The organism is Streptomyces winkii (assembly GCF_032248595.1).
Taxonomy (GTDB): domain Bacteria; phylum Actinomycetota; class Actinomycetes; order Streptomycetales; family Streptomycetaceae; genus Streptomyces; species Streptomyces winkii.
On record NZ_JASTTH010000001.1, the window covers coordinates 60,600 to 73,830 of the forward strand.

10 protein-coding genes and 2 pseudogenes are annotated in these 13,231 nt (G+C 72.6%); 4 read left to right on the plus strand and 8 right to left on the minus strand.

Going from position 1 to position 13,231, the window contains the following annotated elements; genetic code table 11:
- Nucleotides 1–4: 4 nt before the first annotated feature.
- From QQM67_RS00280 to QQM67_RS00310, 7 genes and pseudogenes are all read right to left on the minus strand, one after another.
- Nucleotides 5–1,198, minus strand: a complete 1,194-nt coding sequence (locus tag QQM67_RS00280) for a glycosyltransferase (RefSeq protein WP_314171368.1) — start codon at nucleotides 1,196–1,198, stop codon at nucleotides 5–7.
- 173 nt (nucleotides 1,199–1,371) lie between these two features.
- Nucleotides 1,372–2,049 (minus strand): annotated as a pseudogene (locus QQM67_RS00285) (polysaccharide deacetylase family protein); the annotation flags it as partial.
- Between the two features lie 166 nt (nucleotides 2,050–2,215).
- Nucleotides 2,216–4,090 carry a lipid II flippase MurJ gene (locus tag QQM67_RS00290; protein ID WP_314171369.1) on the minus strand — a complete coding sequence of 625 codons (1,875 nt, stop codon included), beginning with the start codon at nucleotides 4,088–4,090 and terminating at the stop codon, nucleotides 2,216–2,218.
- The gene (locus QQM67_RS00295; RefSeq protein ID WP_399064676.1) at nucleotides 4,087–5,586 is read right to left on the minus strand and encodes an O-antigen ligase family protein; all 1,500 of its coding nucleotides are present in this window, start codon (nucleotides 5,584–5,586) and stop codon (nucleotides 4,087–4,089) included. The genes QQM67_RS00290 and QQM67_RS00295 overlap by 4 nt, the downstream gene beginning before the upstream one ends.
- A 5-nt stretch (nucleotides 5,587–5,591) precedes the next feature.
- Nucleotides 5,592–7,154 carry an exopolysaccharide biosynthesis polyprenyl glycosylphosphotransferase gene (locus QQM67_RS00300; RefSeq protein WP_314171370.1) on the minus strand — a complete coding sequence of 521 codons (1,563 nt, stop codon included), beginning with the start codon at nucleotides 7,152–7,154 and terminating at the stop codon, nucleotides 5,592–5,594.
- Nucleotides 7,151–8,323, minus strand: coding sequence for a glycosyltransferase (locus QQM67_RS00305; protein WP_399064680.1), 1,173 nt, complete (start codon nucleotides 8,321–8,323; stop codon nucleotides 7,151–7,153). The genes QQM67_RS00300 and QQM67_RS00305 overlap by 4 nt, the downstream gene beginning before the upstream one ends.
- Nucleotides 8,324–8,384: 61 nt before the next feature.
- Complete coding sequence (locus QQM67_RS00310) at nucleotides 8,385–9,485, minus strand: DUF3344 domain-containing protein (RefSeq protein ID WP_314171371.1); 1,101 nt, start codon at nucleotides 9,483–9,485, stop codon at nucleotides 8,385–8,387.
- Nucleotides 9,486–9,661: 176 nt separating this feature from the next.
- Here QQM67_RS00310 and QQM67_RS00315 point away from each other — a divergent pair, with 176 nt between their 5' ends.
- The 4 genes and pseudogenes from QQM67_RS00315 to QQM67_RS30560 all read left to right on the plus strand — a co-directional run.
- A complete protein-coding gene (locus tag QQM67_RS00315; RefSeq protein WP_314171372.1) occupies nucleotides 9,662–10,186 on the plus strand; it encodes a GNAT family N-acetyltransferase in 525 nt (174 codons plus the stop codon).
- A 252-nt stretch (nucleotides 10,187–10,438) separates the two neighbouring features.
- Complete coding sequence (locus QQM67_RS00320) at nucleotides 10,439–10,729, plus strand: DUF4229 domain-containing protein (RefSeq protein ID WP_314171373.1); 291 nt, start codon at nucleotides 10,439–10,441, stop codon at nucleotides 10,727–10,729.
- Nucleotides 10,730–10,977: 248 nt separating this feature from the next.
- Nucleotides 10,978–12,291 (plus strand): dicarboxylate/amino acid:cation symporter, encoded by a 1,314-nt coding sequence (locus QQM67_RS00325; protein ID WP_314172185.1) that lies wholly within the window; start codon nucleotides 10,978–10,980, stop codon nucleotides 12,289–12,291.
- Nucleotides 12,281–12,472: pseudogene (locus QQM67_RS30560) on the plus strand (IS5/IS1182 family transposase); the annotation flags it as partial. The gene QQM67_RS00325 and the pseudogene QQM67_RS30560, both read left to right, overlap by 11 nt.
- On the opposite strand, the gene QQM67_RS00335 reads toward QQM67_RS30560, so the two are convergent.
- On the minus strand, nucleotides 12,470–13,153 hold the full coding sequence (locus QQM67_RS00335) for a GntR family transcriptional regulator (RefSeq protein ID WP_314171374.1): 684 nt from the start codon (nucleotides 13,151–13,153) through the stop codon (nucleotides 12,470–12,472). The pseudogene QQM67_RS30560 and the gene QQM67_RS00335 sit on opposite strands and share 3 nt — an antisense overlap.
- Nucleotides 13,154–13,231: the final 78 nt, after the last annotated feature.

Here is a 13,231-nt window from a genome sequence, read left to right on the forward strand (position 1 = left end):
GGACTCACCTCGATGTCAGGGGTAGGGATGTCGGCGCCGGTACGGGAGTCGCCGCTGTCGGCGCCGGTGCGGGCAGTTGCGGTGCACCCGTCGCGGCGCGGTAGACGGCCATCAGCCGCTCCGCGCTGCGGACGATGTCGTAGCGGTCCACGACGGGCGGTACGGGCAGCCGTACGGGACCGGCCTTCTGGTACTCGCAGAGGAGCGCGGTGAGTTCGGGCACGCCCGTGCCGATGCGGCGCGCGCCGGGCGCCTCCTCGGGCGGCAGGTCGTCGATGGCCGGGCATGTGACGTGCAGCGCCGGCAGACCGGACGCGAGTGCTTCGAGCACAGCGAGCCCGAACGCCTCGTCGGACGAGGGCGAGACGAAGACGTCCGTCGCGGCCAGCAGATCGGGGATCTGCCAGGTGCCGCCCCCGGCGGAGGCGACCGTACCGTCGCACTCGCCGAGCAGATGGATGCGGTCGAGCGCGCCGAGGGCCGAGGCGATGCCGTGGAGCGTCTCCCGCTCCGGGCCGTCGCCCGCCAGCAGCAGCTGTGCGTCGGGCAGTACGGCGACGGCCCGTACCAGCGTCTCGAAGTGCTTGCCCGGCACCAGCCTGCCGACCCCGCCCACGACGAAGGTTCCCTCGGGAATGCCGAGTCGCTCCCGCGTCGCCGCGCGGGCCGCCGGATCGAAGCGGAAGCGGTCCGCCTCGATGCCGTTGGGCACGGTGTGCACCCGCGCCGCGGGCACGCCCCATCGCCGCAGGCGCTGCGCGACGGTTTCGGAGACGGCGACCGTGGCGCTGCCCAGCCGCTCGGAGGCCAGATACAGCGCGCGGACCCCGGGACTCAGCGGCCTGCCCTCGATCGTGTCGTCGCCGAGGGAGTGCTCGGTGGCGACCACGGCGCGTACTCCCGCGAGCCGTGCCGCGAGACGGCCGTAGAGGCAGGCCCGGTAGAGGTGGGTGTGGACGAGGTCGTAGCGGCCCCCGCGCAGCAGATGCACCAGCAGCGGCATGACCGTCGCGTCGAGGTTGCCGGACATGCCGAGATGGGTGACGCGGTGGCCGTCGGAGAGGATGCCCTCGGCGACGGAGCCGGGCGCGGTGAGGGTGAACACGTCGCAGCGGGCGGGGAGATGGCGGAGCATCAGCCGCAGTTGCTGCTCGGCGCCGCCCACGCCGAGCCCCGTGATGATGTGTGCGACTTTCATCGACTGCCGCCCGCCTGGCTGCTCCCGACGGCGCCCTCGTCCCCGCTTGCTTCCACGCTTCCGTTCCGGGCTCCGTTCCCGGCCGAGTCCTTGTCCGCGTCCGGGGCCGTACGGGAGTCCGCGGCCTCCTCGGGCGTCACCGGCGCCGAGACCGGCGCCGCCTCGTCCTCGGGCAGCGGCTTGCGGCGCAGCGGGTTCAGCGCCCTCTTCAGGAACAGCCGCACGGAGGAGTCGGACGCGTCGATGTGCACCCTGGGCAGCGCGTGCATGCACGTGAGCGCGCCCGGGTCGATGGCGCACGCGTAGCCGTAACCGGCGGTGCGCACGGCCTCGATCGCGCGGGCGTCGACGGTCCCGTACGGGTAGCAGAAGCCCTCCGGGCCGGTTCCGGTGATGTCGGCGAGGAGCGCGCGGCTGTGCCGGGTCTCCCGTTCGAGGGTGGCGTCGTCGGCGGTCGTGAGATCCGTGTGCATGAGGCCGTGCGAGCCGATCTCCATGCCGGCCGCCGCGGCGGCGCGGATGCCTTCGGCGCTCAACAGCGGCTTGCGCGGGCCGAGTTCGTCCCAGGCGTTGTCGCCGCCGAGCCGTCCGGGGAGTACGAAGACGGTGGCCGTGCAGCCGTGCCGGTGCAGCAGCGGAAGGGCGCTGTCCACGAAGTCGGCGTAGCCGTCGTCGAACGTCAGCCCGACCAGCCCCGCTCCGCGCCCGGCGGCCCGCGCCCGCATCAGTTCGCCGACGCCGACTCCGGTCAGGCCGCGGTCGCGCAGCCAGCGCAGCTGCCGGTCGAGGCGGTACGGGGAGACCGTGATCCGGTACGGGTCTTCGGTGCAGCCCGAGACCGAGTGGTACATCAGCACCCAGGGGGGACGTCTCCGGCGGATACCGGCACGTGCCGTGCCCGTGGCGGTCGCCGGCTCGCGCACGGACGCCGGTACGGGCACGCGCCGCTGCGGCGCCGGCAGCGGCAGAGCGGGGATGCGGGCACGGAACTCAGCGGCTTGAGCGGACTCAGCGGACTCAGCGGACATGAGCGAACCTTCGTTTGACGGTGGCGAACAGCTGAGAGACCTCCGGGGCCCGTACGAGATGAGCCACGGACGCGAAGACGACGAGGACTGTCACCCCGCCCACCGCGGCACCGGCCAGCGGATCGGCGACGCGCAGCGCCGCACCCCAGGCCGCCGCGGCGGCGACGGCGGCTGCCAGCAGCAGCCGCGCCAGCCCGGCCGCGACCCGGCGTACGTCGATGGCCACCACGCGCGCACCCAGGCCGTGCATCAGGAGCAGCGCGGCGGTGAGGATTCCGGCGGCGTTGGCCGCGGCGATGCCGTGCACGCCCCACCGGTGCACCGCGAGCACCCCGGCGACCACGGTGACGAGCAGCCCGACGGCCATCGCCGCGGCGGGATACCAGGTGGGCCGCGTACCGGAGAAGAACGGACGCACCAGGGCGCCCACCAGGCTGTGTCCCAGCAGGCCGCAGCTGTAGACCCGCATCACCGACGCCGTGTCGGCGGTGTCGTGCGCGTCGAACGCGCCCCGCTGGAAGAGGAGTTGGATGAGCTGCGGCGCGCAGGCGGTGACGTACGCCGCGCCCAGCAGCACGACGATGCCGACCAGCGCGAGGTCGCGCTCCACGCGCAGGCGCGCCCGCTCCTTGTCGCCGTCGGCCATCGCCCGGGCGACGACGGGGAACGTGACGGTGCACACCATGAGCGAGAGCACCATCGGCATCTGCGCGACCTTCTGCGCGTAGTTGAGGTGCGAGATGGCGCCCGCGGGCAGCGGAGCCGCCAGATAGCGCTCGAAGAGCACCTGCGCTTGGCGGCTGACGGCGAAGGTCACGACCGGCGCCAGCATCCCGAAGCCGAGCAGCGCCACGCGCCCGCTGTACGCGGCCCGGCCCGGCGACGGCACCGGTGCGGAGGTCGCGCTCGCGACCGGGGCCGGGGCCGGGGCGGACGCGGCTGGGGCAGCGGAAGCGGGAGCGGAGCGCGCGTCCGGCACGGGCTGCGCGTCCGCGGCGTACGAGGGGACGGGGGCGACGCCCGGTGCCCGCACCGCCTCCTTGACCGCCGGCTTGCCACCCGTACGCGCGCCCCTGCCGCGCCTCTCCCGCGGCAACTGCCGGATGAACGACGGCAGTTGGACGAGCACCATCAGCGCTCCGCCCGCCGCGACCCCCACGGCCGCGGCCCGCACCCCCCACGCGGCGTGCGCGGTGACCATGACGCCGATGATCGCCACGTTGTACGCGACGTAGATCGAGGCCGGTGCGACGAAGCGGCGGTGCGCGCGCAGCGCGGCGCTGAAGTATCCGGCGAGCCCGAAGGTCACCACGGTCAGCGACGTCAGGCGCATGCAGTCGACGGCCGTACGCGCGTCGCGCAGTCCCGGCGCCAGTGCCTCCACCAGCAGCGGCGCGGAGAGCATCATCAGGGCGGCGATCGCGGAGAGCCCCAGCAGCAGCCGGGGCAGTGTCCGCCGTACCACGGCCCGTACCGGATCGGGCCCGTCGGCACCGTGCTGCGCCGGTGCGCCGCCGTCCTCGGTACGGGAGCCGCCGGCGCTCCGACGGGAGAGGGCGAGGCTGAAGGCGGGCACGAGGATCAGCGCCATCGCGTCCTCGATCAGCAGCGTCGCGGCAAGCTCCGGGACGGTCCAGGCGACGAGGAATGCGTCGGTGTCGGCGTCGGCGCCGAAGAAGCTCGCGATGGCCTGGTCGCGCAGGAGCCCGCAGAACGCACCGGCCGCCGTGAGCGCCGCAGTGATGACGGCCGCCCGTGCGAGGAATCTGCCCAGCAGGGGAGCCGCCCCGGCGCTCCCGCCGCCGGGCTCCGTGGACGGCGGTGCGTCCTGAGTGGTGGTGCGGGAGGCTTGCGTGTCCGTCATCGGGCGGGTGCCTCTTCTTCCCCCTGGCTTCGCCGGGTGGACGGTGCGAGGGGTGAGGGTGCGAGGGCCCACCAGCTGACCGCGCCGAGCACGACGGCCGTCAGCACGGTCGAGGGACCCCCGATGTCCGCGTAGAGGAAGTCGACGGCCTGCCAGGTCAGCAGCCCCGCGGCGACCAGCCCGCAGTCCGGGGCGCCCGGGGCGTCCGCGGCGCCGCCGTGCCGGTACGTCACGCGAGCCGACCGCAGGCGCCGCAGCCCCTGGACGAGGAGCACGCTCCCGCCGCCCGCGAGCGCGACGATGCCGATCAGGCCCTGCTCGCTGAGGACGAGCAGATACATGTTGTGCGGCGAGAGCAGCGGCTCCTTCTGGAACTGAAGGCCCGCGCCCGCGGTGTCGCTTCCGGAGGAGAGCCCGAGCGAGGCGTGCCCGTCGCGGTGCGCGGGGAAGTTCTTGGGGCCGACGCCCGTCACGGGTGCGTCCTGCCACATGCCCTCGGCGGCCGACCAGAGGCTGTAGCGGTCGGTGACCGAACGGTCCGGCGCCGAGCCGATGTCGACGATGCTCGTCAGACGCTCCTCGACCATCGCCGAGCCGACCCCGAAGCCGGCCACCAGCACCACCGACGCGGCGGCCAGCGCGAGGAGCACGGCCACCGCCCTGCGTACGCCCGCGAGCAGCAGCACCACCGTGCAGGCGACCGCGGTGGCGATCCACGCGCCGCGGCTGAAGGAGAGGATCAGCGGAGGCACCAGCGCCGCGGCGCAGCACCCCGCCGTGATCCGCTGCCGCCGTGAGCTGTCGCCCGGCTCCGCCAGGCAGAGCGCGAAGGCCGCCACCAGCCCGAGCGAGACGACCGTCGACATCCCCATGATGTCCAGCGGTCCGAACGTCCCCACGGCGCGGATGTCCTGCCCCATGTACGACGCACCGGTCCCGGTGAGGTTCTGCACCACGCCGACCGCCCCCTGCACCAGAGCGAGCAGGATCACGGCCCGGCACAGCAGCCGGAAGTCCCTTGTCCCTCGCAGCAGTAGCAGCACCGCACCGGGGACCAGCACGAAGATCTGGAGGTACCGGACGAAGCCGGGGAGGCTCGCCCAGGGGTCGGCGGACGCGGCGGTCGCCACCGCGAAGGCGGCGGCCGGTGCCCCGAGCACCGCCGCCGCCCTGGGTGTCAACCGACCGCCGCGTCCGCGCAGCAGCCTCACCAGGCACCACACCACCAGCACCAGGGAGGCCGCGTCTGCGGCAGTGATCTTGGACTGGGTCACGTCGCCGGTCCGCACCGGCACGCAGAGGACGAGCACCGTCGCGACCGTGGGCACCATCGGGCCCCAGCGGCGCCAGAACGCCGCGCTCGTCAGAGACGGCCGCGGCGCGGGCCCGCCGCCGGTACGGGCGGTTCCGCCGCCCGCGTCCCGGCCCTGCCCGGGCCCGTCCCGGCCGCCGTCGCCCAGCGGCGGGCGGCGGCTCTCCGGCAGTGCGACCGTCACCTCGATCACCGTCCTTCGAGGCGGAAGAACGAGGTCACTGTGCGGAACATGATCCGTACGTCCTGCCAGAGCGACCACGTCTCGATGTAGTGGTTGTCGAAGCGCGCCCGGTCCTCGATGGAGGTGTTGCCGCGCAGCCCGTGCACCTGCGCGAGGCCCGTGATGCCGACGGGCGAGCGGTGCCGCTCGGCGTAGCCGGGGAACTCCTCGCTGAACTGCTGCACGAAGTACGGGCGTTCGGGCCGCGGCCCCACGAGGCTCATGTCGCCCCGCAGCACGTTCCACAGCTGCGGCAGCTCGTCCAGCGACGTACGGCGCAGCGTCCGGCCGACCGCGCTCATGCGGTCGTCGTCGGCGACGCTCCACAGCGTGGCCGACTCGCGCTCGTCCGCGGGGCGCAGGGTGCGGAACTTCAGGAGCGTGAACGGGCCGCCCCCCAGGCCCACTCGCTCCTGACGGAAGATCACCCCCGGCCCGTCCGAGATCCGTACGGCCAGCGCGCAGGCGGCCAGCAGCGGGGCCGCGAGCACCAGCGCGGGTACGACCAGCACCAGATCGAGCAGCCGCTTGCGCCAGCTCCACCCCGAGCCCGGGCACTCCAGGGACAGCCGGCGGCACGAGAAACCCCACACATGCGAAGGGCCCCCCTCGTGTGTCCCGTGCACCCCCACCGCGCAGCCCGGCCGCACGAGCCAGCCCGCCACGCCGCGCTCGCCCAACGCGCGTGCCAGCAGGGCGTTCTGGGCGTCCTCCCAGGGGGAGCGCAGGAACACCACGTCGCGGACCGTGTTCTGGATGGCCGCCCTCGTCGCGTCCTCCAGGACGACGACCACGGGCAGTTGCACGTCGTCCTCGCCGCCCGCGTCGTCGTCCGCGTCCCCGTCGCCGACGAGGTCGACGAACCCCACGGGCCGCAGCCCGTAGCGGGGGTGCTCGGCGAAGATCCCGGCGACGGTGCGGGCCAGCCGGCCGCTGCCGACGATGAGCGCGGGACGCGGTCTGCGCCGAGCCCTCGTACGTCGGAAGCCGTGCACAAGGGCGCGTGCCGAGCCCGCCAGCACGGCGTTCGCCGCGATCGCGGCGAGCAGCACGATCCACGTCAGCGCCGCCGGGCGGTCGAACGCCGCGAGGAGCGCGGCGGCCACGCACCAGACGACCGCGGCGCGGGCGGCCAGCGCGGGGAGCTCTTCGAGCGCGTACGTCCGCAGGCCCGGCCGGTACAGCCCCGCCTGCGCGTTGAGCGCGAGCGCGCCGCAGACGACGGGCCCCAGCAGCAGGGCGTCGGTGTGGGCGCCGCCGACGGCCGCGACGACCGATGCGGACGCGGCCGCGTCCGCGGCGGCCAGGGCGGCGGCGCCGCGGTGCCTCAGGCGCAGCAGGTTCCGGCGTCTGCGCAGGGGACCGACGGGCGACGGGATGTCCGTCCGGTCGCCTGCCTGGTGCGGTGCCCGTACGGCGACGCTTCCGTCCGCCGCCGGGCCCACCGCGGACTTCCCGTCCGCGCCGGTGACCGGCCGGGTCACCACGCGCGCGCGGCGCGAGCGCTCTTCCTTGCTGTCCGTCGTCATCGTGCACCCTGCTCACTGACCGCCGCGTCGGGGGCCGGTGCGCCGAGCAGTTCGCGGTACAGGCACAGCACCGCGGCGGCGGTCTGCCGTACGTCGAAGTCCGCCCGCACGTGCTTGCGCGCGGCCTCGCCCATGAAGTCCCGCAGCTCCGGTTCGCGCAGCAGATGCGTGACCGACTCGGCGAGGGCCCGCGGGTCTCCGGGAGGGACGAGGCACGTATCCAGCTGCGCCGGCGGCAGGCACTCGCGCGCGCCGCCCACGTCCGTGACGACGACGGGACGCCCGCAGGCCATCGCCTCCAGCGGAGTCAGCGCCATGCCCTCCCAGCGGGAGGGAAGTACGACCAGATCGGCCGCCGCGTACCAGCGGTCCACCTCGTCGCTGGCTCCGGCGAAGAGCACTTGGCCGGGAGCCGCCTCGCCGAGCTCCGCGCGGTCGGGTCCGTCGCCGACGAGCACGAGCCACGCGTCCGGTACGTCCTCGGCGATGCGGGACCACGCGCTCAGCAGCGTGCGCTGCCCCTTCTGCCGGCAGAGCCGCCCCACGCACACGACGAGCGGTGCGTCCCGCGGTACGGCGCCCAGCTGGGGCAACTCCGCGCGGGCGGCGGCCCGTCCACGGTCTTCGACCTCCGCCACCCCGTTGTGCACGACGGCCCATCGCGCCGCGACTCCGGCCTGCTCTCCCGTACGGCGCTCGGCCTCGCTCACGCACAGCACGCGGTGCGTCCAGCGCGCGGCCAGGCGCTCCCAGGCGCGTGCGAGCCGCGCGGTGCCGCCCTCGACGGCCTCGAACGACCAGGCGTGCGGCTGGTACACGGTGGGGACCCTGCCGCGCAGCGCGAGCCGGGCGGCGAGTCCTGCCTTCGCGCTGTGCGCGTGTACGACGTCGGGATCCACGCGCCGGATCAGCCGGTGCGCCCGCCGGGTCTCGTCCGCGACGTGCGGCCCGAGCTCTCGTACGGCCGCCCAGCGCTCCACTTCTGCACCCGCCGCCGCGGCCTGCCGGGAGAGGCTCCCGCCCTCGGGACAGGCCACGACGGCGCGTACTCCCTCCCGCGTCTGGGCCCCGACCAGATCGGACACGACCCTCGCCACACCGCCTTCGACCGGTTGTGCCAGATGAAGAACCGTCAGCCGGTCTCTTCGCTCTCTGCGCTGGGAAAGCACCCGAACGTCTCCTCAACGTCACTACCGGACAGGCTTTGGCGGAATGAGTGGGTTCCAGGACTCAGCGGCGGGCGTCGACCTGCGCGAAGAGCGCGCCGAGCAGGTAGTCGTCGTCGCCGGAGGTGAAGCGGAAGAGCAGGTTGCTCCCGCCGGACCGCAGCGCCTGGCTCGCGTCGAACAGGTCGGAGTCGTAGCCGAGCGTGTTGCGGTGCGCGGGAACGCGTCCCGCGACCTCGCGTCCGCGGTTCGTGATCGTCGAGTTGAACGTGTCGTTCCGCGGGTTCGCCGAGTTCGCCAGCGGCATTCCGGCGCGCTTGCCGGCGGCGACGCTGAGGGAGTCCCCACCGGAGCCGCGGTCGCCGTCGTAGCCGACGGCGCCGACGTACCCCTTGGCGCCCGCCGGGAAGCTCATCGGACGCGTCGCGACGGGCACGCCCCCGCGGTGACGCTCGGACGCGGCGAATCCGTCCCACACGCTCACGTGCCGCAGCGGCGACTTGCGGTTCTCGTACGCCACGACCAGCGTCCAGCCGCCCCACGCACCGGCCTTGGAGTGGCCCTTCGCGACATTGAGCTGCGCCACCGTGTACGCGCCGGGACCGCTGCTGCGCACCAGGGGCGTCACGTTCGCGGACGCCTGGTACGCGTCGGCTCCGTCCGCGCGGCGGTGCGTGCGGACCGTGTCCGCCTTCACACCGCGGTACCGGCCGCGGGGCTCGGCGACCAGCACGCGGCCGTTGTCCTTGGCGGGCTTGACCTCGCCGACGCGGAGGTTGCCGCCCCAGTACAGGCGCGCGTAGCTGACCTGGGCGTTCTTCGGCAGCCGCAGGGTGGCCCGGGTGGAGTTGTACGTGTTGGGGTCACGGTCGACGTCGGAGTAGAACATGTCGTAGCCGCTGTTGCGCCCCTCCCCGCCCTTCTGGGCCGACTTGCACGAGGCCGCGTCGGCGAGAGGCTTGCGGCACGTGATCGACGCGTTCGCGGCCGTCGCGATCCCGCCGTGGCGCGTCGCGTGGTACCGCTCCTTGAGCGCCTGCCGCTGCTCGGGCTTGGGCTCGGGCTTGGGCGCGGACGTCGCCGGCGCCGACAGCGACGCCGTCGCAGCCGCGCAGACCACGGCGAAGCACAGCCCACGCACCGCTGATTTCCTCTTGACCACCATGAATGACTCCGTCTCCCGTCACGAAACAGAGAGACCTTGACAAAGGGCGTCATTGAAATTCGGGCGGCACGCCGGTCATCTTTACCTTTTCACTGACTAGCGGACACTCGATGGTGCGGGTGGGGCCGATCAGGGCATCGGAAGGACCGGACGAATGCTCGGTTAAGGTCGGTCGCATGCCGCTCACCTTCGAACTCGACCCGCCGATCACTCCTCAACTGCGGGACGGCCTGAGCGCGTTGTGGGCGGACGTGACCAACGCGGACGGTGCGATCGGCTTCGTCCCGCCGGTGACTCCGGAGGACGTGCGCCCGGACCTGATGGCCCACCTCGCCTCGGCCGAGGCGGGCCGTACGCGGCTGCTGATCGGACGCGACGAGCACGGGGCGGTCGCCGCCGCGGCCTTCCTCGTACACAACATGCACCGGCTCAAGCGCCACTGGTGCTCCGTCTACACGGTGATGGTGCACCCCTCGCTCCAGGGCAAGGGCCACGGGCGGGAGCTGATGTGCGAGGTCGAGAAGGCGGCGCGGGGCATGGAGGGCATCACCGCGCTGCGGCTCACGTGCCGGGGCGGGCTCGGCCTGGAGCGGTTCTACGCCGGCTGCGGCTACCGCGAGGTCGGGCGGCTGCCGGACGCGATCAAGGTCGCCGAGGGCGACCTGCGGGACGACGTGACGCTCTGGCTGCCGCTCACGTAGCCCGCCGGCCGGCCGTCACGGATCGTCGTGGATCACAGCGCCGACGGCCTTGTCCGGCCGGGATGCGCCCGCGGGAAGGGGCCGGAGTGATCGCCTGCGGCGCTGTGCTTGACTGGATGGAGGCCGTGCCGGTGCCGCCTGGCCCCACCAGGCACACGCCTCCCGGCGACGGCCTTCGCATCGGCACCCGCGCCGGCGGCGGCACGAGAGGCCGCCGCGCCGTATCACCCGAGAAAACCGGAGAAGACCCCCGTGAGCAGCAAGTCGCACGCAACGCTCCGCTACACCGCCATGCGGGCCGGCGTCTTCGCCGGCTGCCTCGTCGTCGTCGCGGTCCTCGCGTACACCGGGATCATCCCCGAGGGCATCGGCAAGTCCAACCCGCTGTGGGTCGTGCTGCTGGCGCTCGTGGTCTCGGCGCCGATCAGCTTCGTACTGCTGCGCAGGCAGCGGGACGCGATGTCGGAGCAGCTCGTCGACGGGGTGGGCCGCGCCAAGGAGCGGCTCACGGCGAACCAGAGCCAGGAGGACGGCGTCGCCTAGGCCGCCCTCGCCGATCACTGCGCGGTCCCGAACTCCTCGGCGGGCGGCGGCCGCAGGCCGGACTTGTCACACGCTCTTCATGTTCCGCCGGGAATGGCCGCTGCCCGGCCCGGCGTTGTGCGTGGTCGTAATCCCCGGTGGAATTCTCTTTCCGGGGAGCCGATGACCCACTGCCGAGCGGGAGTCCGACCGTGTCCTCGTCGTCCTCGTCCTCAGACGTCTCCGAATCCCCAGAGCCCGCCGCCGACTTGACGCCGCGGGCGCCCGAGGGCTCGCGCGGACGGATACCCAAGGTCCCGTTCTGGGCGCAGATCCTGCTCGGTCTGGTCCTCGGCGTACTGCTGGGGTGGCTCGCGCGCAGCGGTGACATCGCCGGGCTCGGGGCCGCGTTGACCAAGACCGGCGAGATCTTCGTCCAGCTGCTGAAGCTGGCCGTCGCCCCGCTCGTCTTCTTCGCGATCATGGTCTCGATCACGAACCTGCGGAACGTGCACAACGCCGCCCGGCTCGCCACCCGGACCCTGCTGTGGTTCATGGCCACGTCGCTGATCGCCGTCGCCATCGGCCTTCTCATCGGCGTGCTCACCAACCCCGGTTCGGGCACGGGGCTTTCGGCCAAGGACGCCGCCAAGCCGGAGGAGTCGGGGTCGTGGCTGGACTTCCTGACCGGGATCATTCCGACGGACGTCATCACGCCGTTCACCGAACTCCAGGTTCTCCAGATCGTGTTCATGGCCGCGGTCGCCGGGGTCGCCGCGCTCAAGCTCGGTGAGAAGGCCGCCCCGCTGCTCGCCGTGGGCGAGTCCGTACTCGCGCTGCTCCAGAAGGCGCTGTGGTGGATCATCCGGCTCGCCCCGATCGGGACCATCGGCCTCATCGGCACCGCCATCAAGGACTACGGCTGGGATCTCCTCGGCAGGTACGCCACCTTCACCGCCGACATCTACATCGGCTGCGCCCTCGTCCTCTTCGGCGTCTACCCGCTGCTGCTGACGACGGTCGCGAAGGTCAACCCGCTCCAGTTCTTCCGCGGCGCCTGGCCGGCGATCCAACTCGCCTTCGTCTCCCGCTCGTCCGTGGGCACCATGCCGCTCACGCAGAAGGTCACCGAACGGCTCGGCGTCCCGAAGGAGTACGCGTCGTTCGCGGTGCCCTTCGGCTCGACGACGAAAATGGACGGCTGCGCCTCGGTCTACCCGGCGATCGCGGCCATCTTCATCGGCGAGTTCTACGGCGTCCCCCTGGGAGTCCGCGAGTACTTGCTGATCGTCTTCGTCTCGGTGATCGGCTCCGCCGCGACGGCGGGCCTCACGGGCGCGACGGTCATGCTGACCCTCACGCTCTCCACGCTCGGACTTCCCCTGGCGGGCGTCGGCCTGTTGCTGGCGATCGACCCGATCCTGGACATGATGCGGACGGCGACGAACGTCGCCGGACAATCGGTGATACCGCTGCTGGTCTCGGCCCGGGAGGGAATCCTGGACCGCGACAAGTACGGGAGCGCCCGTGGGGCAGAGTTGGACGCTTTCGAGCCTGAGGTGCAGCCAGCCGCGGCGGCGTAGCCACCCTGAGGCATCGGCGGCTGCCCGGCTCGACCGGTCGCGGCCCCGGTCGACTCCGGTGACGAGGGGCCGAACCGGGCCGTCATCGGTCGACCGGGGCAGCGCCGGCCCCAAGCACCACATGATCACCGACGGACACGGAACCCCGCCAACGCTGCGGCTGCTCACCCATGGCGGCTCAGTCGGCCTGGGTACCTTCGCGGTCTTCGAGCGCGGTGATGGCGGAGGCGGTCAGGCTGTGGATGATGTGGTCGCGCATGAGCTGGGCTGCCTCGGCAGCCTGGCCGGCCTTGATGAGTTCAACGAGGTCGTGATGCTCCTGGAGGTCCCGCGTACGGGGTTCGTCGCCGGGCGGAAGTTCGAGGCCGAGGCGGCGGTAGCGGTCGGACTTGTCCCACAGGTCGTCCAGGAGGCGGATGAGAACGTCGTTGTGGGAGGCACGGTACAGCGCCTGATGAAAGGTGCGATGGGCGGTGAGCGCATCCTCGCCCCACTGGCGCGTGACGGGGAGCAGGTTGTCGACCGCGGCTTGCATAGCGGTGATGTCCTCGGGAGTGCGCCGTGTCGCGGCGAGTTCAGCCGCTGTGGGGTCCAACGAGAGTCGTACCTCGAACAGTTGCCGGGCCTCCTCGGAGTTCATGGATGACACCCGGACGTCGCGGTGGGTCTCGACGTCGACCAGCCCCTCGCTGCTGAGCCGCCTGATGGCCTCGCGTAGGGGCGTGATGCTCATGTTGAGAGAGCCGGCCAGCTCGTACTGGGCCAACCGTGAACCGGCCGGGATAGCGCCGGAGAGGATCTGGCGACGGAGTTCCGTGTAGGCAAGATCGCTCTTGCTGAGGAAAAGGTTCGTGCCTTCCATCGCCCCTGCAAATCCTTCCGGACGTCGTAGCCCTTGACAGCGCCTGTTCCGTCAACTCACCCTAACATCCTCGCAACT